Source organism: Sphingomonas sp. Leaf9 (genome assembly GCF_001421355.1).
Lineage (GTDB): Bacteria > Pseudomonadota > Alphaproteobacteria > Sphingomonadales > Sphingomonadaceae > Sphingomonas.
In genome coordinates this window covers 730,227-752,404 of record NZ_LMKC01000002.1, presented here as the reverse complement: position 1 = coordinate 752,404, position 22,178 = coordinate 730,227, and the positions used below count along the sequence as shown (strand labels likewise).

Genomic DNA, 22,178 nt, shown 5'->3' with positions numbered 1-22,178 from the left:
CCGAGCCCCCGGCGGCATGCTGCGATCCGCCGTCTCGAAGCGGCGGATCGCAGGAGACCCACGCTCTCAGAACGAAGCGATGATGCCAGCGAAGTAGCGCGTGTCGTGAACCGCGGTCAGGAAGGTGCGGGCATCGACACCGCTATATTGCCGTTCGAACTGCTTGGTCAGGTTCGTCGCGTCGAACGTCAGCCGGAACCGGCTGTCGAGATTGATGACAGCCGAAAGGTCGAGCTGACCATAGCCGTTCTGGTAGCGCGCTCCCCCCAATGCGGCGCTATCGACGGAAACCAGGAAGCGGCTGCGGTACGAATATGCGGCACGCAATTGAAACAGGCTGTTCTCGAAATATCCGACCAGATTGGCCGTGTGCTTGGACAGGTTGACGAGCGGCAGCGTACCGCCCCCGAGCGGGTCCGCGATCGGCGTACGGCTGTCGGCATAGGTGTAGTTCGCGTTGATGCCCAACCCGTCGAACGGCGCCGGCAGGAACCTGAGCGCATGCTGGTAACCCACCTCGACGCCCTGCACCCGACCGCCGGTCCCGTTGTCGGGTCGGCTCAGCTGGAACAGGCCCGATGGATTCACCGCGCTGGGCGGATAACCGTCGATCGTCGTCGATATGGTCGTGGGAACGATGAACGTACGAAGGTTCTTCTTGAACAACGCGACGTTCAACAGGCTTGCCTGACCGAAATACCACTCAAGGGAAATATCCGCCTGATCGGCCTGGATCGGATCGAGCGCGGCGTTACCGGACGCGGCCGTAAAGTTGGTCAGCGCGACGGTGATACCGGGCGCCACATCCCGAAGCGCCGGTCGTGCGATCGCCTTCGAGGACGCGAGGCGCAGAATAAGCTTGTCCGTAAGATCGAGCGACAGGTTTCCGCTTGGTAGCCAGTTGCCGAAGGTCCGCGTCACCTCGATCGGGGTTATCGAGCTTCCGGTCGCGCTCGTGGCCACGACGTTGCCCGATGCCGTCCGCCGCGTGTTGACGTACCGTACACCGACGTTGCCCTGGAACGGCACACCGACGTCGCCTTCGAAGTTCATCCTGACATAGCCGGCGAGCGAGCGCTGCACGACGCCGCGTTCCGATGCGGGTTGACGCGCCGGCTGCCCCAGACCGACGTCCGCACGCGCCTGAGCCACCGACAGCACGTCACCCGTCAGGAAATCTCGCGGGAAGTTCCCTCGCGCTTCGGGCAGGAAACCGCCGCTGAACTGATTGCGATAACTGACGGAGGGCAGCTCATCCAAGGTGATGATGCCGTCCCTGTTCCTGTCCGCGAACGCCAGCAGCGCCGCGGCGGCGGGTGTCGATTGCGGATCGGTCGACCGCAGGGTGATGTCGTCGTAGCGCACACCTGCCTGCAGGCTTTTGAAGGCACCGCCGCCGAGATCGTACACGGCATCCAGGCGTCCATCATATCCCCGGTTGTTGGACCGGGCCTCACCATCGAAGACCGAGAACAGCTGGTAGCTGCTCGGATCGTCCTGGTTGAAGTTGGTCCTGAGCGAGTAGTTCGGGAAATTTCGTCCAGCCGCGAAGTCGTAGCTGATGTCGGTCGTGTTGCCGGCTTTGGGCACGATCACGTAGGTGAAGGGTGCACCGGTGGACAGTCCCGCCTGGTTCTCCGTGCCGCTACCGGTGCTGTACGACGCGTCCGCCGTCAGCTTGAGCGGTCCCGACTCATGCTTGGCAGTAGCGCCGACATTGAACGACTTGAGCAGCGACGGCGCATCATAGGCGAGTGGACGGGGGGTTATGCCGGTCAGCGTCGCGCCAGTGATGGTCCCGTCGGAAGCGACCGTGGTGGAACCACGAACCGCGTTGTTGTTCAGGAGCAGCTGATAGTAGTTCAGGTCGCGCTTCCGGGAAAAACGGGACCAGGTCGCATCCAGCACGAACTCGTTCTCGTCATCCGGCTTCCACTGGACCGACCCGTTCAACGTGACGCGGTCATCCTTGCGGCGCTCGATCTGAGACGTGATCCGGTTCGGCCTGTAGAGATTCCGGTCGGCGACCCCGTCACCGTTCCCATCGATCGCATTGGTGCGGACCCAGCCGTTGGTGGTGAGCCCCTCGCTTTGCGAGAACAGGCGTGAATAGGCGACACCGGCGAGCACGCCGAAGGTGCCATCACCGTTCTGGATCGACGCCAGACCCGACGACCGAAGCCCCGCCTTCTCGGCCTTGTCCGCATAGACCCCCTGCAAGCGGGCCGAATACACGTTGCGGCGCGAATCGAGGGGACGCCTGGTGCGCAGGTTGATGGTCGCACCAATCGCACCTTCGACCTGATCGGCAGACGGCGACTTCGCGACGTCGATCCCGGAGAATATCTCCGGATTGACGGTTTCGAGCGCCGGCGTAGCGTCCTGCGTAGGGCCGACGAAGGAACGTCCGTTGATCTCGACGCGGTTGAGGGACAGCCCTCGAACCGTAAAACTGCTGCCTTCGCCGTCTTTGCGGGCGATGTTGACGCCGTTCACGCGGCCAATGGCTTCCGCGACGTTCTGATCGGGCAGCTTGCCGATATCCTCGGCGTTGATGGACTCGATGATCGTTCCCGCCGTCCGCTTGCGGTCGAGCGACTTGGCGATCGAGCTCCGGATACCGGTCACGACGATGTCGGACTCCGCGGCCTGAGCGGTGTCCGGCGCGGCCGGAACCTCCTGCACATCGGACGCAGCCGGCTGCTCCGGCCCGGTCTGCGCCGCACTGAGCGGCGCGAGCGCCAAGTGGCCAAGAGCCGCACCGGTATACCAGATTGCTCGCTTCTTCATGAATCCCTCCCAACCTCTTCAATCTTATTTCTCGCTTGTAAAAACGTTTCTCGAAATCTGGCAAGGTGATTCGATCTTCCCGCCAAATATTTTTCATTCCGGGGGTTTTCAATGACGTAAAGCTTGAGGTACGTCCATCAATTGAGAATGATTTTCTTGGGTGAGAAACAATGAGTGCCGATGATGACGGTGTCGCAGCGATCGCGCGGTACAATGTGCCAGCGTTGCAGAAGGGGTTGGACATCCTCGAACTGCTGGCTTCAGCGCCCGCCGGCCTGAACCTGACCGCGATCTCGGCGTCGCTCGGTCGGTCGACCGGCGAACTGTACCGCTTGATCCAGTTTCTGGAAGGCCGGGGTTATATCGAGCGGAGTCCGGGGGACGTCTATTCGCTCTCCATGCAGCTGTTTCATCTGTCTCATGAACACCCACCGCTGCGTTCGCTCGTCGCGCTCGCGGTGCCCTTCATGGAACAGTTCGCATCGGCCGCCGGGCAAAGCTGCCACCTGGGCGTTCTCAGCCGGACGAACGTCACGATCGTGGCGCAGATCGATTCGCCGCTGCCGATCCGGTACTCCGTCCGCCTCGGCGCTCAGTTCCCGGCCTGGGAAACCAGCTCGGGACTGCTTCTCTGTGCGATGCTGAGCGAAGCCGCCCGGCGGACGTTCATGACGCAGCTGTCCCGCCTGGTCGACGACGCTGCCATGGCCATGGTCGAGACCAAGATCGCCGAGATCGCTTCACGGGGTTACGAGGAAAGGGCGAGCTTGCGGATCGCCGGCATCGTCAATCTCAGCTTTCCGATCCTCGATCGTAACGATCAGATCGCAGCGGTACTCACCTCGCCCTACCTTCCGCAGCGCGGCAGCCTCGCGAGCCTCGATGACGTGCGCTCGCTCATCGCCGATGCCGCCCTCCGCCTCTCGGCCGCTCTCGGAAACCGTGCCGCACGCCTGTCCCTCAACGAGGATGTCGCCTGATGCCGAACACCGACGAACTCGCCGCCGCCGTGCGGCTCGGCATGACGTTGGCCGACCCACGTCTCAGCCGTTTCGATCCCCTCCCCCGGATCATCGCACTGGACGACTTCGATCGCGGACATTGCGGCTGGAGCCAACTGGTCGGAAACTACGAAGGCTCGCTCGATACGATATTGCCGGGGTACCGGGAGCTCAACGGACCGATGCTGTCCAGCATCAGCCACTGGGATGGCGGCACCCACGGTTCGATGGACGGCACCTATGCGTTGAAGGTACCCACCCGTGCCCGCCGAGACTCGCAGGCCGTAGCGATCAAGCGCCTGACCTTCCGGCGCCCCGGGCCCGTTCGCCTCGAATTTTACATGACGTTCAAACCGGAAGCCAGCGAACTGGCGCTCTCGGACAAGGACGTGAAGTCCGTGGGCTTCCTCCTCGACCTCCAGTCAAGCGACCGTTCGGGGTCCGATGCCGAACGGGTCATGCCGCACATCCGGTATCTCAACGCCCGCGACGGCGAACTGGTCGGCCAGTGGCAATTCAAGCCGGGTTCGCCGACGATACACGAAATCGGGGACAAGAGCGAAACGGTCAGTCACTTCCATCTGGGGGACGAGGGATGGCGTGACATCCCCGGAGCCGATCAACGGCTGTGCTACAACGAGATCGCGACCAAGGTTAACTGGCACTATGTCAGGTTCGACTTCGATCTCGAAAGCATGACGGCCCTTCGGCTGCAGTGCAACGACCGGGTCTTCGACCTCGACGGTTTCGAGCCCATCCGCATGCCGGCGATGAAGAACCTCTGGTGCATGCTGAACGTCGCCATGTTCGTCGAGACGGCGAGCGACAAGCGCGCGTTCCTGTATCTCGATTCCGTCTGCCTGTCGGGGGACTTCTGACCATGCTGCGCGAAACCTCGACGATCGTCGTCGCTCGAAACGAACGCTGGGAAGGGGTCTGTGCTACCGAGCCCGTCGAATGCGGTTGGGCGACGGAAGCGATCTTCTTCCTGCGACGACTGGACGCCCGGTCACACCAGAACACGCCCTCTTCTCTACCAGAAGTGCGTGTCGAGATTTCGCCGGACGGCATGCACTGGCTACCCGAAGGAACGACGGGCCGCCTACCGGCAGATACCGACGCGACCACCGCCATGCGGGTCCGGCATTTCGGCAACTGGCTGCGGGTGGTCGGCGAAGTGGCGGCCGGGGATAGCTGCCTCGTCCTGGTGACGCTGCATCTCAAATGACGATGATCGATACGCTCGTCGGGGGCCTCTCCTTTCCAGAGGGGCCGGCGGTCGCGTCGGATGGCGCCGTCTGGATCAGCGAGCTGCGGGCAGGCGCGATCCTCCGGATCGGTCGCGATCTGGCGATAACCCGCTACGCGACGGGAGGATCACCCAACGGACTGGCGCACGCCCCGGATGGAACGGTCTGGTTCTGTGACCAGGTCACGAATGCCGTCCGGCGACTGACCCCGGCGAGCAGTGAGATCAACACGATCCTCGACCGCATTGATGGCGAAGCGCTTGCGGCGCCGAACGATCTTGCATTCGGCCTCGAAGGCGACGTCTTCTTCACCTGCCCCGGCCAATCCCGACAAGACCCAACCGGCTATGTCTGCCGGCTGGACTCCGCCGGTGCGGCGGTCAAGATCGCGGACGGGCTGTTGTTCCCGAACGGCATCTGCCTGTCGCCCGATGGTCGCACGATCTACGTCGCCGAGACATATGGCTGTCGCGTCCTCGTCGGGGAAAGAAACGCTACCTCCCCGATAAGGCTGGAGCCGCTTTTCGAAACGCCTGGTCCGATCGGAGCAGATGGTGTCGCCCTACTCCCCGACGGAACCGTGGCGACCTGCGTGTACGGATCGGGACTGATCAGGCTCTACGATCCGGCTACGCGCACGATCAACGACATCGCCCTGCCCGATCGCCATCCCGCCGGCATCGCGACCGATCCGCTTGGCTACTGGCCGCTCATCGTGACCGGAACCGCAACGGGTGTCCTGCTTGGAGTCACGCTATGATGCATCACGATCAGCAGACCAAGGCGTCCTCCATCCGAGGGTGGGAAGTCGTTGCCCTGCTATGGGTAGCCTTCTTCCTGAACCAGGGCGATCGCCAGATCTTCGGCGTCACGCTGTCCCTGATCAGGTCCGAGTTCGGGCTCAGCGACCTGCAGATGGGACTGATCGCGACGACCTTCTCGGTAGTCTTCGGCCTGGCGGTACCCGTCGCCGGGGTACTGGGTGACCGCGGACGACGCGAACGGGTCGTGATCGCCAGCCTTCTCGTATTCAGCCTGGGTACGCTGCTTACCGGTCAAGCCGTCGGGCTGCTTTCGCTTCTCGTCTTTCGCGGCATCGCGACCGGGATGGGTGAAGCGCTATACGCGCCGGCAGCAAACACCCTGATCGCTCAACATCACACGCAGACGAGAACCAGGGCACTCGCGCTCCACCAGACAGCGAACTACACGGGCGTGGTGCTGGGCAGCCTCTTCGCCGGATGGATCGCCGACAAGTACGGCTGGCGCATGAGCTTCGTCACGTTCGGTGTCATCGGCTTGGCTTGGGCCGGCGTCATCGCGCTGCGGGTACGGCGTCTCGGCACCCCTGCACCCAGGGAACGATCCCACGCCCCCGAAGGCGAAAGCGCGTTCGCAAGCTCGCTCGCCGGGCTTCGGCTGGTCCTGTCGACGCCGGCGCTACTGGTGCAGGCGATAGGGTTCAGCGGCCTGGTGTTTGTTCTGGTCGGATACCTCACCTGGATGCCGACGATCCTGACCGAACGGTTCGGGCTGTCGTTGGCGAAAGCCGGGTTCGAGGCGGTGTTTCTCCATCACCTGCTGGGATATGGCGGACTGCTCGCGGCTGGTTGGGCCAGCGACCGCTGGCTTACCCGACGTCCCAAGGGCCGTCTCATGCTGATGGGACTCGCATTGATGCTCGCCGCACCGTGGATCTGGCTGTCCGGGCACGGTGGGAGCGAAAGTGTCGTCTACCTGTCGTTGGGAATCTTCGGGCTCATCCGCGGCGTCTATGATGCCAACCTGTACGCGGCGATTTTCGATCACGTACCCGATAGGCAGCGCGCGACGGTAACCAGCTGGATCGTGGCATTCGCCTACGTGGTAGCCGCCATAGCCCCCACTGCAATGGGCGCATTGAAGCAGGATTACGGCGTCGCCGCCGGCATGACCCTGCTCGCCATCGTGGCGGCGGTCAGCGGCCTCGTCATGTTCGCAACGATGCTCCTGCATGCCCGGAACGCCGGAGATGGCAAATGACCGCACAGGATCTGAAAGGACGCGTAGCCCTCGTGACCGGGTCCACCGCAGGCATCGGTCGCGCCGTCGCCGAGGAACTTGGGCGGCGGGGGGCGTCGCTCGTCTGCCATGGAGTCGATGCGGTCCGGCGCGCTTCCGTGATGCAGGCGTGGACGGAGCAAGGCTGGCCCGTCATCGCCTTCGACACCGATCTCTCGCGTCCCAATGCGGGTACGGAGCTGGTGCAGCAGGTAACCGTCGAACTGGGTCCGATCGACATCCTCGTCCTCAATGCATCGCTCGAACTGCCTGAGCGGCTCGAGGATCTGTCGGAGGCAGCCATCCTGAAACAGTTCGCTGTCAATATGACGGCCAGCCTGGACATGCTGCGCGTGTGTCTGCCGGACATGCGCGAACGAGGCTGGGGTCGTGTCGTCGCCATGGGATCTGTTCAGGAGGAGCGGCCCAACGCCAGCCATCTGTTCTACAACGCGACCAAGGCGGGGCTGACGAGCGTCATCCTGAACCTCGCGCGCCACGACGCGGCCCCCAGCGTGACCCTGAACGTCGTACGCCCGGGTGCCATTCTGACGGACCGTAACCGGCAACGGCTGCAAGACCCCGCATACGAGAAGGCGGTCCTCGAACGCATACCGGCGGGCCGCATCGGGACGCCGGAGGACTGCGTCGGCATTGTCTCGCTACTATGCTCAGAAGCAGGTGCGTACGTGAACGGCGCAGTCGTCGCGATCGACGGAGGCTTGCGTCTGTAGGAATCCGACGGGGCGACAGGAAGCTCCTACCTACTGATGTTTCTTATCCCGTCAGAACCTACGGTCACCGTTCACCGCTTCTGACATGCCCCCCCCGTTGCGTCATCCATCTGGGACTAGAAACCGGGCCTCTTTGAACGGGCGGACGGAATGCAGCGGAAGCAGCTTTCGGGAGAGCAGATCGCGAGCGTGCGGCAGCCCGCACGGCGGCTGATACGTAGCCGCTCCTCTGCCTCAACCAAAAACCGATGTCATACTATTGAAATAGTAACGCACCATAAGTTAGTCTCTCCCAAACATAAGGAGGGGATGATGATTCGGATCTATCGCCGGGCGCTGTTGCTTGGTTCGACGCTGCTCATGATGACGAACGTGCAGGCCGCATGGGCACAGGAAACACAGGCGCAGGAGCCTGCCACGGCGCCGGACGCTGGCGACATCGTCGTCACGGGCGTGCGCGCATCGAACCAGAAGGCTGTCCGCATCAAGCGGGCATCCGACCAGATCATCGACACCGTGTCGGCCAGCGAAATCGGTCAGCTTCCTGACTTCAACGCCGGAGACGCGTTGAAGCGGGTCACCGGCGTCAACACGCTCCTGTACCAGGGCGAACCGCGGTTCGTGATCGTCCGTGGGTTCAACCAAACCTATAACGACCTGCTGATCGATGGCTTCAGCCTCGCGTCGACAGACATAAACCTGGGACAGAGCAGCGCCGGCGGGCGGCAGATTTCGATGGAGGTACTCCCGTCGAACCTCGCTTCCCACATCGACGTCATCAAATCGGCCCTGCCGTCCAACGATGCCAATTTCATCGGCGGTCTGACAAACTTCGCGACCGCCAGCGCCTTCGATTTCCGCGACCCTACGCTCACCGCGTCGGTCAAGGGTGGCGCGGCTCTCGATGACAAGAAGAACGGTGGCAATCATTTCGGCGGCCAGGCCGAAGCTGCCGGCGCCACCCGGTTCGGTGCGGATCGTCAGTTCGGCCTCTACCTGTCCGCCACCTACTGGAAGCGGCAGATCAACGTGCCGCAGGTCGAAACGGGCGGCACCCGCAACTGGTACACGGCGGCTGGCGCACCGATGACGCCTTATGGTGGAACGGGCTTTGCGGTCCCTTCGCAGCGGCTCTACTATAATTACCAGAACGAACGCGAACGGCTCGGCTTCCAAGGTCGTTTCGACTGGAAGCCCGCTGACGGCCTGTCGGCCTTTCTCAGCGCCTATCATTTCGACCAGAGCGAACGATCGTTCCGCAACGACCTGAACGCGGCTGTGCAATCCTCGGCCACCGTGTCCAACCAGACGGCCACGAGCGGTACCCTGTCGAACGTCACGCAGACCGCGCAGCTGGGGCGGTACCGCTGGCAGCGAAACGTGACCGGCGTGTATGGCCGCGCCGATGCCGAGCTGAGCGATCGCTGGCGTACGGACGTCGGGGCGAGCTGGTCGCGTAGCCGGGTCGAGAATCCACAGACCGTCGACGCGTTTGCGCAGACCCATCTTCAGTACGCCTATGACACCAGCGCCGACGTCCCGCGGTTCACCCCGGTCAATGCGGCCGCCGCAGCCAACCAGGCCCTGTATCCCGCCACGCTCCACCGTGAGGAACGATACCGGCTGGGCGAGGACCGCTACGACCTGCAGGCGAACCTGGGTTACAACGCGCGCTCGGACGACCGTGGGTTCGGTGCGATCGCAGGCGCTCGCTTCACCGTCATTCGACAGGACGTGAGCCTCGCCCGGACGAACTACACCGGTCTGCGCTACACGCTGGCCGATGCAGCAGGCGGCACGCTGTGCGGCTTCCTCTGCGACACTGCGATCCCGACCATCGTCCCTTCCAAAGTCGACAGCCTGTTCGGAACGGCACGCGCCGCTGCCACGGCAACGATCGATGCGGCCGCACAGGCGGGTGGCACCTACGCGACGCGCGAAGACGTTGCCGCCGGGTTTCTGCAAGCGCAGTTCCGTAGCGACGCCATCTTCGTCGCAGGCGGATTGCGCGTCGAACATACGAAAGCCGGCTCCAGCAGCACGCAAGCGACGAACGGGATCTACTCCCCGGTTTCCGCAAACAACAGCTACACGAACGTCCTGCCGTCGATATCGGCCGTCATCAGCACCAGCGACAACAGCAAGCTGCGTGCTGGCGCCAGCATGACCGTCAGCCGTCCGAGCTTCGGTGCATCGTCGCTGCGTGGCGGGGTGCTGAACACGATCAGCAATCCCCCGTCGCTCACGACGGGCAATCCCGATCTGAAGCCACGACGGGCGACCAACCTGGACATCGGCCATGACTGGTACATCGACGGCGGACGCGGGATCATCTCGGTCGCTGCATACTATAAATGGATCAAGGACGACATCTTCACCTTCGGCACGCTGGAGACGCTGCCCAACGTATCCGTGCCCGTCCTCGTGACGCAGGCGCGCAACACCGACCGCACGGTGCGGGCCTACGGCGTCGAACTCGGGGCGTCCTACGACCTCACCTTCCTGCCAGCGCCACTGGACGGTTTTGGCGTGAGTGCGAACGCGTCGTTCGGACGGGCCTATTTCCCGATCACACTGTCCGACCGGTCCGTGCGGGTTTTCAATAACCTGCCCAACCAGCCTGCGCGGATCTTCAACGCGGCCCTGTCGTACGACAAGGAGCAGGTCCATGGTCGCCTGGCCTGGAACCATCTGAGCCAGTTGTGGGACGATCGCTTTCCCAACTTCACGCCCACCGGCTTCTACGCCAACCGCTTCCAGCAGCCGACCGACAACGTGGACCTGCAGCTTTCCTACGACGTCACCCCGAACGTGACCGTCAGCTTCGACGCGTTGAACCTTACGAAGCAGGGGATCGAGCAGCGCTACGGTCGGGATCAGGAACTGCTCCAATCGACTTGGAAGCTGCCGCGGCAGGTCCTCGTTGGCGCGAAGGTGAAGCTATGACGACGCGGAGAACGATATTGAAGGGAACCGGATTGGCGTTCGCGGGACTGATGGCATCGCGAGCAGCCGCGTCCGATCGCCGGCCGCCGGACGTCGGTCGCAAATTTGCGGCCGATGGCAGCGTGCTGCCGTTCGAAGGCAATACGATCATCTGCCACGTCCCCCAGCAGGGAAACGGGTCACAGACCTTCGACGCGCTGCTCGACGTGTACCGTGCGCTGCCCGGCGAACCCTGGGCGCGCAAGATGACCGCGCTGCCCCCGTCCAGTTACCATATGACGATCTTCGGCGGTGCGAACGACAAGGCCCGACGATATCCGTACTGGCCGGCGGGCATGCCGCTCGACACGCCGATCGAGGAATGCGACCGGATACTGGGCGAGCGATTGCGGACGTTTCGCCTCGGGGAGGACGCCGCTCCGTACCGGATGCGCGTCAACATGGACGAGCCGCCGGCGAACGAGACCCCCCTGACCGTCCGGCTGTTACCGGCCGACCAGGGCATGGAAACCCGCCTACGGCGGTTGCGCGACCGATTGGCCGAGGTGACCGGTATCCGGGAACCGGATCATGATCGCTACCGGTTCCACATCACGCTGGGATATCAGTTCGCCGCGCTCACGCCGGACGAGGAACGCGCCTGGCGGCGATCGCTTGCAGGTTGGAAGGCGATGATCGCGCTGCGATCCCCGGTCATCGAACTCGGCAATCCCGAATATTGCATTCTCAAGGACATGTTCGCGTTCAAGCGGGAGTTCTATCTGTCATGAGGGCCATTATCCGCAGAACGGTACCGATTATCTGCGCGGTCACCATGATCGGTGCCGCACCGGCTGCGGCACCCGAACGATATCTGGCGGGGCCGGGCATCGATCTTCTTCGGTTCCTGCCGCCGCCGCCTGCTCCGGGCTCACCCCTTGAGGATCGCGATCGCGCCATGTTTCGGGCGGGACGCCCTGCGGTCGACAGCGCTCGCTGGCAAATGGCGACGGGGGACGTCGATGAGGGCACGGCCGCGATGCTGAGCGACTATTCCGAAGCGATCGGCATGCCGCTGACGATGCAACGGTACCCTGCCCTGACCCGGCTGCTCATCGCGATGCGTCCCGACGTCGCCGCGGCGGTGAACGCGGTGAAACCCGTCTATGCCCGGAAACGTCCGTTCCTGAGGGATGACGGGCCGGTATGCGAAGACAAGATCCAGCTGTCGCATAGCTTCGACTATCCCTCGGGACATACCAGTTGGGGCACCACCGTAGCGCTGGTTCTTGCCGAGCTTCGTCCAGATCGTGCCGCTGCCATCCTGCAGCGCGGCTACGAATATGGTAACAGCCGTGTCATCTGCGGAGCGCACAGCGTAAGCGCGGTGGAAGCCGGACGACAGGCGGCGGCAGCAATCGTGGCGGTACTGCACGGTTCGGCACGGTTCAGAGCTGATGTAGAGGCGGCCCGTCGAGAACTCGCCCCCGCCCGGTAGGGGGTGTGATCTTGCAGAAATGCCGTGCCAGTCCAGTCGCTTCCTCCGGCACGGTTTCAGCTAAGGGAACACCCGTCTGGTCCTACGGCTTCGCGCACGGCGGCAAGACGCTGTTCTGGACCGTGAGCGATCTCTACTTTGCATTCTTCATGACGGAGGTGTGCGGCCTGCCTCCACTCCACACCGGAATGGTCGTTGGCGGTTCCCTTCTGTTCGCGGCCTTGGCGGACCTCGCCCTCGTTCGACTGCTGACCACGAGCCTGGCCGGTCGCGATCCAATCCGGCTTCAGCTCGTGGGAGCCGTCGCCAGCGCCGGTGCGCTCATGCTGTTCGCCGCCATCGCCTTTCTACCCCTGCCGTTTCGACTGGCCGGCGCCGTACTGACGTTGCTCGGCTTCCGGGCCACCTACGCGTTCGTGGACGTGCCGCAGAATGCGTTGCTCTCGCTTGCGGCGGCGGATGATCTTGAACGCCGTCGACTGACGGTGTCACGAAACGTCGCAGGTGGAGCCGCCCGCGTTCTGCTCGCCTTCGCCTTCGTCCCGATCATGGCGCGACAGGCACCGGCTGAGAGCGCTTCCTCCTTCCTGTCTCTGGTGATCGCGCTCTCTGTCCTGATGATCGCCGGGGCGTCGTTCCTCACGCGCTCCGTTGGCGTCCGTCGTCAGCGCGCCGGTTCGCCGATCCGCGATCGCAGGCCCCTCAAAGGGGTCTGGACCTTGACCGCGATGATGGGCGTGATGACGCTGGCAACGACGGTCTTCGGTCAGCTCGAACCGTATCTGGCATCGTACGGGATGGGCGGGCGTCTGTCGGCAACCGCCTTCATGGGATTGGTTGCGGTCGGTGGCGCAGCGTCGCAACCCGGATGGCTGAAGGTCAGCTCGCGCCTGAAGGCATCTGCACTGCTCGGCGTTGCGATGGCGGTCATGCTCGCCGGAAGCTCGGCCTTGATCCTGCTCGACCGGACCTCCTTGCTGAGCGCGCTCGTCATCGCGCTGCTTTACGGCACCGGCTCCGGCGGAGTTCTCTTCACGTTATGGTCGGGCATCGCGGGCCGAGCATCCGAAGGAAACGCCCTTGCCGTGCTGGGCCGATTTACCGCGTTCGCCAAGACCGCCCAGGGAATAGCGGTTCTCCTGGTCGGTGCGGCCCTCGACACCCGGATCGATCGCACCGATGGTCAGATGGTGTCGTCGCTGATGGTGGTGGCGACGGTCATCGGCGTGATCGTCGTGACCGGCCTGTTGGTCATCCGGCGTGGACAGCTGTTCCGGACTTGAACATAAGGACGTCCAGCAAGGGATGACCGCAGTTCGGAGAAAGCATTGACCGACCAGGGTCGTTCGTCGGAGCCGCGTTTCGGACACGCGGTCTGGCACCATAACAGGTTCCGGCCCCTCAGCGCCAATGAACGCGAACTGCTCGGCACGGTCCGCCGGGATGCGCCTGTCTCTCGGGCCGAACTGGCGCGTCGCTCCGGCCTCGCGCTCCCGACGGTCAGCCGCCTCGTCGATCAGATGATGCGCGACGGTCTTCTGATCGCAGAAGACAAGGTGATGATGAGCAGGACGGGCCAGCCCAGTCTTCCGTTATCACTCGCGCCACATGCAGCCTATGCGTTCGGGGTCGCGGTTCGCGCGGACATGATGACCGTCGATCTGGTCCATTTGTCGGGAAGCGTCGTCGCGTCGCTAGCCGCACCGACGGTGGGGGCCTCCCGTACGGATGTGGTGGAATCGATCGCCTCGTTGATCGATCGGCTCGTCGAAGCGGGCGACGTGCCCCCCGATCGCATCTGCGGCCTGGGCCTTGCGCTGCCCGGTTTCTTCATCCGCGATCCGGAACGGATCAATGCTCCCCTCGGGATGGAGGACTGGGCCGTTGCCGACCTGAAGCACGATCTCGAACGCTCGCTGGGGCTGGAGGTCATTCTGGACAACGACGGCAACGCCGCCGCGCTGGGCGAGTATCTCTACGGCCATGGCACGGACTATTCCGACTTCGCCTATCTCTACGTCGATGCCGGCCTTGGGGGCGGTCTCGTCCAGAACGGGCGGCTCGTGCGCGGCGCTCGCGGCAACGCGGGCGAGTTCACCGGCCTCCTGCCGCCCGCGATGCGACCTGACAGGCCGACACTGACCTCCCTGCGATCGATGCTTGCCCACGATGGCCTGACCTATGACAGCCTTGCCGAGATGCTCGACGAGATGGATCTGAATGCCGCTGCGATCGAGCGATGGCTGAACCGCTCCGTCCCTGCGACCGAAGCGATCATATCCGCTATCGGGGCAATCGCCGATCCCGACGCGATCGTGATCGGCGGACGTCTCCCCGCGGCACTGGGGGACCGGTTGGCGGAGCGGCTGACCTACTACAGCGTACCGGTGCGCGGACGCGATCGAGCCTTCCCCACCCTGGTCGCATCCCGGGTCAATGGCGATGCTGCGGCACTGGGCGCGAGCGCCCTGTGTTTCAACCTGAGCCTCCTTTAGCTCCGGATCAGGTTCAACGCTCTCCGGTTCGTCCAGATGGCTGGCGGGGAACGTGCCGCGTCGTCCGTCGCGCTACTTCGTCCTTGCCGAAACGATGCGGGGCAGCGTGCGGATCGGCTCCACGGTGATCTGGCGGAACCATGTCTCCGCCCCCTCGGACTGCAGCTGGATCTGGCCGTGCGTCAGCGGGCGGCGCACGCCGTCGGCGTCGATCGTCGCCAGGTCGCGCACATCGGCCACCGGAACACCGTTGACGACATGCACCGCGCGGTCGCCGACGACATACAGGTCCAGCGTGTTCCACTGCCCGACCGGACGTTCGGCATCGCTTGCCGCCTCGACGTTCCAGGTCGGCGTTCCGTTCACGATGTCGACCTCCCGGCCGCCCAGCCGGTACCGGAGATGCGGCGCGAGGATCGACGGGTCGAAGGCGACGTCGGTATGTCCGCGAACCTTGCCCCCGACCGCCACGATCATGCCGGTCGATCCGCCCATGATCTCGAATTCGACCGAGGGGCGCCAGGTCCCGAACACCTCCCCCGGAACGCCGTGGGTGTGATAGAGCAGGCCGTTGTTGCGCGGCAGCGTCTCGCGCGGTGCCCAGGTCCTGGCGCCCCATTTGAACTGCAGCCGCAGGTGATAGTCGCGCAGGTCCGCCCGGTGGACCAGGCTGCCCCAGGTCTGCCCCTTCACCCACAGGGCCGGTGCGCCATCGACGACGCGCACCGCGAAATCGCCGGTGGTGGGGCGCCCCGTCCCGATCGGCCGGATCGCCGGATCGGCGCGATAGGTCATGGCGGGGTCGGCATAGCCAAGCCACGCGGTCCAGCCATCGAAGCTGCGCCCGTCGAACAGCGCCACCGCCTTGCCGACCGGTTTGGGAATGTCGACCAGTTCCAGCCGCTGTCGCGCCGTGACGGGCGCCCCGGCGATCGCCCGCGCCTGCTCGTTCGACTCCTGCGCCATCGCATCGCCCGCCAGCAGCGCGAAGACCGTCAGCATCACCGTGCCGCGCATATCCATTCCCTCCCCATATGCCGCCTAATCAGCGACTTAAGGCAACAGCGTAGCGTGTTATCGCTATCACGGGAATGCAATTCGCGCGGTCGATGGTCGGATCAGGCAGGGGCCGCCGGCGCGACGTCCCAGTAGGTCGCGTACCGCTCATGCGCGATCCGGTGATAGGGGATCAGGCGGATCGGTGCGCCCTGTGCCGAAGCGATCGTGAATTCGAGCGGCGTGCCGGTCGCGCGGACACTTCGCGCGAGCGCCTCCGGATCACCGCGCAGCCGGGGCACGGTGAAGGGCGTGTCGTTATACTCGCCGTAGCGCCGTTCGCTCACGATGATATCGACACCGGGGGCCAGCCCCTCGCGTCCCAGCGCACCGGCCAGCACCAGCGGCCCATAGGTGAAGGCGACGATGGTCGACGACGCCGGCAACGGCACCGCCGCGACCGCCATCTCCATCCGCAGCTCGACCCGATCGCCATCGCGCCACACCCGCGTCAGATCGAGATAGCGGCCGGGCAGGTCCGACCGCGCGACCTCCGCCCCGTTGACCAGCACCGCCGCGCTCCGGCTCCACCCCGGATGCCGCAGCTTGAGCGTCGCCGATGTCGGCCGCTTCGATCGCCACTGGAGGGTCGTCGTGCCCTGCTCGGGAAAGCGCGTCACTTGCGTCAGCACAGCATCCTTCGCCCGCCAGCGCACCGCCGACGGCACGAACAGGTTCACGTACAGCGCCGACGCATCGTGGAAATAAATCGAGTCGCGATATTTGACATGGTTCTCCATGCCGGTCCCGGTGCAGCACCAGAAGCTGTCCTCGGGCGTGTGGTACAGCTTCATGTATCCCGGCCGCGCACCCTGGAAATAGGTCGCCATGCCGCTGTCGGGGTCCTGCGACGCGAGGATGCCGTTATACAGCGTGCGTTCGTAATAATCGGCATAGTCGACGCGCGGATCGTGCAGGAACAGCGCGCGGGTGAGCTTCAGCATATTGTGCTGGCCGCAGGTTTCCGATCCCTTCGCGCTGAACACATGCGCGGGCGTGTCGGCGACCGCAAAGAAATGCTCGCCATCGCCATGCCCGCCGGTCGCGAACGAGCGCGTGTCCACGACCGTCCGCCAGAAGAACGCCGCCGCGTCGCGATAGGCCGCGTCACCGGTCGCTTCGTAGACCCGCTGGAACCCGACGATCTTGGGCACCTGTGTATTGGCATGCAGCCCGTCGAGATGGTCGCGCGCCTGCGACAGCGGCACCAGCACCGCCTTGTGCGAGAAACGCTGCGCCAGCGTGCGATACTCGTCGTTGCCGGTCATGCCGTACAGATCGGCATAAACCTCGTTCATGCCGCCATGTTCGGTCGCCAGCATCGCTTCGAACGCGGTATCCGACAGCGGCCGACAGGCCGCGACGCCCCAGTCGGCCAGCCGCAACAACACCGCGCGCGCGGCGGCGCTGTCGGCCAGCACCACCGCATCGCGCAGGCCGGCATAGACCTTGTGCAGCGTGTACCACGGCACGCCGGTAATCGGTTCGCCGCGCAGATGCGCCGCGATCAGCGCCGCCCCCTTGGGAAATGCGCAGACCAGCCCGCTGCCCGCCGCCGTCTGACAGGCGGCAAGCTCGGTGGCGATATATTGGATGCGCTTGCGATAGCGGGCATCGCCGGTCGCGCGACCGGCCAGCGCACAGGCGGACAGATAATGGCCAAGGGTATGGCCATGGCAGTTGATCTCGTCCCACGCCGCTTCCGATTCCCAACCGCCATAGACCGGGGCCTTGGGGGGCAGCCCGGCATTGACCCGGAAATTGTGCAGCATCCGATCGGGTTGCAGCGACAGGAGATACGCCTCGGTCTTGCGCTGGGCGTGGAGGAACGGCCCCTCGCCCAGCGTCACATCGGCCATGTCGAACGCCTGCAGCCGGGCCACCGGCCGCCCCGCCACCGCCGGTTGCGCCGCGTGCGCCGATACCGGAAACGGTAGCGCCAGCCCCGCTGTCAGCGCGCCGGTCCTCAGGACGTCGCGGCGCGAATGGCATGCGCAGCCATGGTCGTGGGTCAAGCATCTTCTCCCCGAACGCGGCGCAACGCCGTCTTCTCTGGCCCGGACGCTACCACCGGAACGGCGCCCGACGCCATGCCCCTGTCGACCATGATACGCCGCCGATCCGAAGCGCATTGAGCTTTCGGCGGCACGCCGTATCATCGCCGCCGAAGCAACGGGTCGGGGATTGCGTGGCGATCGATGTGACGGCGGTGGAACAGCTCGCCACCGATCAGTCCTCGCTCAAGGCGGCGGCGGGGCTGGCGAAGCCGGGCAAATGGTCGGGACTGGGGACCAGTCACGACGCCGCGCTGATCTGGGGTGAGTGTGCCGGATCGGGCGCACACCCGTACCGCGTGACCGCCGACCTGCGCGACTTGGGCAGCAAATGCACCTGCCCGTCGCGCAAATTCCCGTGCAAGCATGCCCTTGCCTTGCTGTGGATGCAGGCGGAAGCCATCCTGCCCTTCCCCGCCGCCGACACCCCCGATTGGGTAGTCGAATGGCTCGGGCGCAGGCGACCGGCCAGCGGTGCGCCACAGTCCGCCGCAGCAGCAAGCGGCGTGCCCAGGACATCGGCAAAGGATCTACAGGCCGCGCAGGAGCTGGAACCTGCCGAAGACCCCAGGGCCGCCGTCAGGCGTGAGGCCGCCAACGCCAAACGCGCCGACGACACCGACCGTGCGATCCTCGGCGCGCTGGAGGCACTGGAGCAATGGATCGGCGACCAGCTTCGGCTGGGCCTTGCCGGGTTCGTCGACGATGCGACCGCGCGCTGTCGCCGGATCGGTGCGCGGCTGGTCGATGGCAAGGCGGCGGCGCTGGCGGGGCATGTCGATGAACTGCCCGCGCGGATATGGGCGCTGCCCCCCGGCGACCGGGTGCGCGGAGCGACGGTGGAGCTGGCGCGGCTGGTGACGCTCGCCCGCGCGTTTCGCGCGGCCCCCCGCGACGTCGAACTGCGCCGCGCGGTCGCCGCCGCCGAACGGCGCGAGGCATTGCTCGACGAACCGGCGGCGCTGCGCGTCACGGCGACGTGGGACGTGCTGGCCGAACAGGTGCGGACCCGCCGCGACGGGCTGATCGCGCAGACGACGTGGCTGCTCAACCTGGGCGACGGCCCGCGCTTTGCGATGCTGCTCGATTTCTTTCCCGCCAGCACCGGGCGGCGCGGATCGGCGTTCGTGCCCGGCGAGCAATTTGTCGGCGACATCCTCTTCTACCCCGCGCGCGCGCCGTTGCGCGCGCTGCTGATCCGGCGAGAAGCCGGCGCGATCGACGGCCCGCCGCGCGATTGGCCCCGCCCCGCCGCCCCGCTGGCGGAGCTGCTGACTGCGCCGTTCCTCGCCGAACCATGGGCGGCCGAGCGCCCGGTCCTGCTGCCGCCCGGCCGCGTCGGCATCGACCAAGCGGGCGCGCCGTGGTGGCTGCCCCACGGCGGCACCACACCGCTGCCGCTGGCGGGCGAGGCCGCGGGGCTTATTATCGGCACCGACCTGACCTGCACCGCCGCGCTCTGGTCGGGGCATCTGATCCCGTCGGCATACTCGCCACGGCGGCAGGCTATGCGGATGGCGAAAGCTGGTGGAGCGACGTCATCGAGGAGAACCCCGCCTCCACCTCTGTTTTCGCCGCCGTCGCCGAGGCGATGACCGCGCTGCGCAGCGAAGCCGGTCCCTTGTCCGCGCGCGAGGCGGCGCGGGAGGCGCATATGCGGATCGAGATCGCCCGCGCGGCGAAGGACAGCGAGGGGCCGATCGCGGTGGTGTGCGGCGCGTGGCATGTCCCCGCCTTGGCCGCGAAGATTAGTCTGGCCGCCGATCGCGCGCTGCTGAAGGGGCGGCCCAAGGCGAAGGTCAAGGCAACCTGGGCACCCTGGACCGCCCCCCGCCTCGCCCGCGCGAGCGGGTATGGCGCGGGCGTGGTCGCGCCCGGCTGGTGCGCGCATCTGTGGGACACACGCCATCGCGGCGACCGCGACGCCGTCTGGCTCGCCCGGATCGCACGGGTGATGCGCGATCGTGGCCATATGGTCTCCACCGCCTCGGTGATCGAGGCGCAGCGGCTGGGCCATGCGCTCGCCGCCCTGCGCGAGCGCCCGCATCCGGGGTTCGAGGAACTGCGCGAGGCCGCCATCGCCTGCCTGTGCCATGGCGAGCCTGCGCGGTGGGACGATATCGCCGCTGAACTGCTGGTCGGATCGGCGGTCGGCGTCATCCCCGCCGACACGCCGCTCGCCCCGCTGCTGGAGGATTTGCAGCGCCAGCAAAAGGCCACCCGGCTGAAGCCCGAGGCATTGGAGCGCACCCTAACGCTCGACCTGCGCAGCGACAGCGGGCTGGCGCGCTCGACCCTGCTCCACCGGCTACACGCGCTCGACGTGCCGTGGGGCGAACTGACCGACGCCGGGCGCAGTCGCGGCACCTTTCGCGAGAACTGGGTCCTCGCCTGGAACCCGGAATTCGCGGTGCGGCTGGTCGAGAACCTCGTCCACGGTTCGACCATCGCCGACGCCGCCGCCGGAAAGCTGGCCGAAGCGATGGCAGCGGAGCCCGATCTCGGCGAGCTGGCGACGCTGGTGCGCAGCGCGATGATCGCCGACCTGCCCGCCGCGATCACGACCGGCATCGCGCTGCTGGAGCGGCGCGCGGCACTCACCAGCGACTCGCAGTCGCTGCTCGCCGCGCTGCCGCCGATGGCCGATATCCTGCGCTATGGCGAGGCACGTAGCGGCACCGCGCGGCCGCTCGGCGACCTGATGCCGCGCATCGTGGTGCAGGCGGCGCTGACCTTCCGCTATGCCGCGCGCAATCTGGATGCCGAGGCGGCGGGAGCGTTACGCGCTGCGATCCTGGCGGCGGAGCGTGCGATCCAGCTGGCGCAGCTCGACGCGGAAGTCATCGCGACCTGGCACGACGCGCTGGCCCGGCTGTTCGACGACGATCAGGCGACACGACTGATCGCGGGCACCGCCGCGCGATTGCTGTACGAGGCGGAGAAGCTGGCCGCCGACGACGCCGCCACGCTGCTGGCCCGGATGCTGTCGCCGGGCACGCCGGTCGCAGAAGCGGCGGGTTTCTTCGAGGGATTTCTGGAGGGCGCGGGCGATCGGCTGATCCACGACGCGACGCTGCGGCAGGCAGTGGATGCGTGGCTGACCACGCTGGACGAGGAGACCTTCATCGCCAGCCTGCCCTTGTTCCGGCGTGTCTTCTCCGCGCTCGACCGCAGCGAACGGCGGCGGTTGATGGACGCCGCGCTCGACCGATCCGATACGGGCGCGCGGGGGTACACCGTGCTGCCGGGCGCTGAAACGCTCTGGCCGGCGCATGCAGCGCGCGTGCTCGCGCTGATGACGGGAGGCACGCGATGAACGATGACGAACGCGAACGCCGCTGGACGCTCGCGCTGGGCGTGGACGATGGCGAAGGCACGGCCCCGCTCTCCGACAGCGACCGCCGCATGAGCAAGGCGCTGTCCGCGCTATACGGCGATGGCGAGCCGGAAAAGAAGGGCCGCGGCGGGCTCGGCCAGTCCGCGCCGCGCGTCGCCAAATGGCTGGGCGACATCCGCGACTTCTTCCCCGCCAGCGTCGTGCAGGTGGTTCAGAAGGACGCGTTCGAGCGCAAGGGCCTGCGCCAGATGCTGCTGGAGCCCGAATTCCTCGCCACCGTCGAGGCGGACGTGAACCTCGTCGCCGATCTGGTCGCGCTGCGCGGGGTCATGCCCGAAAAGACGAAGGACACCGCGCGCGCCGTCATCACCAGGGTTGTCGCCGAGCTGATGGCACGGCTGGAGGCTCGCACGGCGGACGCGATCCGGGGCGCGCTCGACCGCGCGCGGCGGACCCATCGCCCGCGTTTCGCCGATATCGACTGGCCGCGCACGATCCGCGCGAACCTCGCCCACTACCAGCACGCGCACCGCACCATCGTCCCCGAACGCCTGATCGGCTTCCTGCGCCAGCAACGGCGGATCGTCGATCTGGACGAGGTGATCCTGTGCGTCGACCAGTCGGGATCGATGGCCAGTTCGGTGGTCTATGCCTCGATCTTCGCCGCGGTCATGGCCTCGCTGCCGGTCGTCGCAACGAAGCTGGTCTGTTTCGACACCGCCATAGTCGACCTGACCGAGGAGCTTGCCGATCCGGTCGAGGTGTTGTTCGGTATCCAGCTGGGCGGCGGCACCGACATCGATCAGGCGGTCGCCTATTGCGAGGATCGGATCGAGCGGCCGGGCAAGGCGCATCTGATACTCATCACCGACCTGTACGAGGGCGGCGATGCGCGGGCGCTGGTCGACCGGCTGGCACGGCTGGTGGTGTCGGGGGTCAATGTCATCGTGCTACTGGCACTGACCGACACCGGTCGCCCGTCCTAACGATCCGCACCT

Annotated in this window: 17 protein-coding genes; 14 read left to right on the top strand and 3 right to left on the bottom strand. The window is 65.8% G+C overall.

The genetic code is table 11. The features are described 5' to 3' along the window. Positions 1 to 66 precede the first annotated feature (66 nt). Positions 67 to 2,790, bottom strand: coding sequence for a TonB-dependent receptor (locus ASE58_RS07455; protein ID WP_082467766.1), 2,724 nt, complete (start codon positions 2,788 to 2,790; stop codon positions 67 to 69). A 170-nt stretch (positions 2,791 to 2,960) separates the two neighbouring features. On the opposite strand from ASE58_RS07455, the gene ASE58_RS07450 reads away from it, so the two are divergent. The 11 genes from ASE58_RS07450 (at position 2,961) to ASE58_RS07400 (ending at position 14,733) form a co-directional block, all read left to right on the top strand. Next, the gene (locus ASE58_RS07450) at positions 2,961 to 3,770 is read left to right on the top strand and encodes an IclR family transcriptional regulator (protein WP_055819278.1); all 810 of its coding nucleotides are present in this window, start codon (positions 2,961 to 2,963) and stop codon (positions 3,768 to 3,770) included. Beyond that, positions 3,770 to 4,669, top strand: coding sequence for a DUF6772 family protein (locus tag ASE58_RS07445; RefSeq protein ID WP_200909312.1), 900 nt, complete (start codon positions 3,770 to 3,772; stop codon positions 4,667 to 4,669). Before ASE58_RS07450 ends, ASE58_RS07445 begins: the two co-directional genes overlap by 1 nt. Before the next feature lie 2 nt (positions 4,670 to 4,671). Next, positions 4,672 to 5,019: a hypothetical protein gene (locus ASE58_RS07440; protein ID WP_055819275.1), complete on the top strand. Its 348-nt coding sequence runs from the start codon at positions 4,672 to 4,674 to the stop codon at positions 5,017 to 5,019. Positions 5,020 to 5,021: 2 nt separating this feature from the next. Next, positions 5,022 to 5,801 carry an SMP-30/gluconolactonase/LRE family protein gene (locus tag ASE58_RS07435; RefSeq protein ID WP_162233516.1) on the top strand — a complete coding sequence of 260 codons (780 nt, stop codon included), beginning with the start codon at positions 5,022 to 5,024 and terminating at the stop codon, positions 5,799 to 5,801. Next, a complete protein-coding gene (locus ASE58_RS07430) occupies positions 5,798 to 7,063 on the top strand; it encodes an MFS transporter (RefSeq protein WP_055819270.1) in 1,266 nt (421 codons plus the stop codon). Before ASE58_RS07435 ends, ASE58_RS07430 begins: the two co-directional genes overlap by 4 nt. Then, positions 7,060 to 7,815, top strand: coding sequence for an SDR family NAD(P)-dependent oxidoreductase (locus tag ASE58_RS07425; protein WP_055819267.1), 756 nt, complete (start codon positions 7,060 to 7,062; stop codon positions 7,813 to 7,815). The genes ASE58_RS07430 and ASE58_RS07425 overlap by 4 nt, the downstream gene beginning before the upstream one ends. 312 nt (positions 7,816 to 8,127) lie before the next feature. Beyond that, the gene (locus ASE58_RS07420) at positions 8,128 to 10,761 is read left to right on the top strand and encodes a TonB-dependent receptor (protein WP_162233515.1); all 2,634 of its coding nucleotides are present in this window, start codon (positions 8,128 to 8,130) and stop codon (positions 10,759 to 10,761) included. Continuing rightward, positions 10,713 to 11,531 carry a DUF1868 domain-containing protein gene (locus ASE58_RS07415; protein ID WP_200909311.1) on the top strand — a complete coding sequence of 273 codons (819 nt, stop codon included), beginning with the start codon at positions 10,713 to 10,715 and terminating at the stop codon, positions 11,529 to 11,531. Before ASE58_RS07420 ends, ASE58_RS07415 begins: the two co-directional genes overlap by 49 nt. Beyond that, entirely contained in the window at positions 11,528 to 12,238 is a 711-nt protein-coding gene (locus tag ASE58_RS07410; RefSeq protein WP_082467762.1) for an acid phosphatase, read from the top strand. Before ASE58_RS07415 ends, ASE58_RS07410 begins: the two co-directional genes overlap by 4 nt. A gap of 11 nt (positions 12,239 to 12,249) precedes the next feature. Then, the gene (locus ASE58_RS07405; protein ID WP_162233514.1) at positions 12,250 to 13,521 is read left to right on the top strand and encodes an MFS transporter; all 1,272 of its coding nucleotides are present in this window, start codon (positions 12,250 to 12,252) and stop codon (positions 13,519 to 13,521) included. Positions 13,522 to 13,566: 45 nt separating this feature from the next. After that, positions 13,567 to 14,733 (top strand): ROK family transcriptional regulator, encoded by a 1,167-nt coding sequence (locus tag ASE58_RS07400; protein ID WP_055819252.1) that lies wholly within the window; start codon positions 13,567 to 13,569, stop codon positions 14,731 to 14,733. Positions 14,734 to 14,805: 72 nt separating this feature from the next. Here ASE58_RS07400 and ASE58_RS07395 read toward each other — a convergent pair whose 3' ends face one another. Beyond that, positions 14,806 to 15,750 carry a 3-keto-disaccharide hydrolase gene (locus tag ASE58_RS07395; RefSeq protein ID WP_235515901.1) on the bottom strand — a complete coding sequence of 315 codons (945 nt, stop codon included), beginning with the start codon at positions 15,748 to 15,750 and terminating at the stop codon, positions 14,806 to 14,808. Between the two features lie 101 nt (positions 15,751 to 15,851). Next, positions 15,852 to 17,648 (bottom strand): glycoside hydrolase family 127 protein, encoded by a 1,797-nt coding sequence (locus ASE58_RS07390; RefSeq protein ID WP_235513539.1) that lies wholly within the window; start codon positions 17,646 to 17,648, stop codon positions 15,852 to 15,854. Between the two features lie 329 nt (positions 17,649 to 17,977). Between ASE58_RS07390 and ASE58_RS07385 the strand changes: the two genes are divergently transcribed. The 3 genes from ASE58_RS07385 to ASE58_RS07375 are packed head-to-tail and all read left to right on the top strand — an operon-like array spanning position 17,978 to position 22,166. Next, complete coding sequence (locus ASE58_RS07385; protein ID WP_082467756.1) at positions 17,978 to 19,438, top strand: SWIM zinc finger family protein; 1,461 nt, start codon at positions 17,978 to 17,980, stop codon at positions 19,436 to 19,438. After that, entirely contained in the window at positions 19,330 to 21,159 is a 1,830-nt protein-coding gene (locus ASE58_RS07380) for a DUF5682 family protein (protein WP_235513538.1), read from the top strand. The genes ASE58_RS07385 and ASE58_RS07380 overlap by 109 nt, the downstream gene beginning before the upstream one ends. Further along, positions 21,156 to 22,166: a VWA domain-containing protein gene (locus tag ASE58_RS07375; RefSeq protein ID WP_200909310.1), complete on the top strand. Its 1,011-nt coding sequence runs from the start codon at positions 21,156 to 21,158 to the stop codon at positions 22,164 to 22,166. The genes ASE58_RS07380 and ASE58_RS07375 overlap by 4 nt, the downstream gene beginning before the upstream one ends. Positions 22,167 to 22,178 lie beyond the last annotated feature (12 nt).

Excerpts from the sequence above, each read along its gene's own strand:
- ASE58_RS07375 (WP_200909310.1), top strand. The coding sequence starts at position 21,156 with ATGAACGATGACGAACGCGAACGCCGCTGGACGCTCGCGCTGGGCGTG.
- ASE58_RS07390 (WP_235513539.1), bottom strand. The coding sequence starts at position 17,648 with ATGGCCGATGTGACGCTGGGCGAGGGGCCGTTCCTCCACGCCCAGCGC.
- ASE58_RS07430 (WP_055819270.1), top strand. The coding sequence starts at position 5,798 with ATGATGCATCACGATCAGCAGACCAAGGCGTCCTCCATCCGAGGGTGG.
- ASE58_RS07395 (WP_235515901.1), bottom strand. The coding sequence starts at position 15,750 with ATGCGCGGCACGGTGATGCTGACGGTCTTCGCGCTGCTGGCGGGCGAT.
- ASE58_RS07440 (WP_055819275.1), top strand. The coding sequence starts at position 4,672 with ATGCTGCGCGAAACCTCGACGATCGTCGTCGCTCGAAACGAACGCTGG.
- ASE58_RS07445 (WP_200909312.1), top strand. The coding sequence starts at position 3,770 with ATGCCGAACACCGACGAACTCGCCGCCGCCGTGCGGCTCGGCATGACG.
- ASE58_RS07455 (WP_082467766.1), bottom strand. The coding sequence starts at position 2,790 with ATGAAGAAGCGAGCAATCTGGTATACCGGTGCGGCTCTTGGCCACTTG.
- ASE58_RS07450 (WP_055819278.1), top strand. The coding sequence starts at position 2,961 with ATGAGTGCCGATGATGACGGTGTCGCAGCGATCGCGCGGTACAATGTG.
- ASE58_RS07420 (WP_162233515.1), top strand. The coding sequence starts at position 8,128 with ATGATTCGGATCTATCGCCGGGCGCTGTTGCTTGGTTCGACGCTGCTC.
- ASE58_RS07435 (WP_162233516.1), top strand. The coding sequence starts at position 5,022 with ATGATCGATACGCTCGTCGGGGGCCTCTCCTTTCCAGAGGGGCCGGCG.
- ASE58_RS07425 (WP_055819267.1), top strand. The coding sequence starts at position 7,060 with ATGACCGCACAGGATCTGAAAGGACGCGTAGCCCTCGTGACCGGGTCC.
- ASE58_RS07410 (WP_082467762.1), top strand. The coding sequence starts at position 11,528 with ATGAGGGCCATTATCCGCAGAACGGTACCGATTATCTGCGCGGTCACC.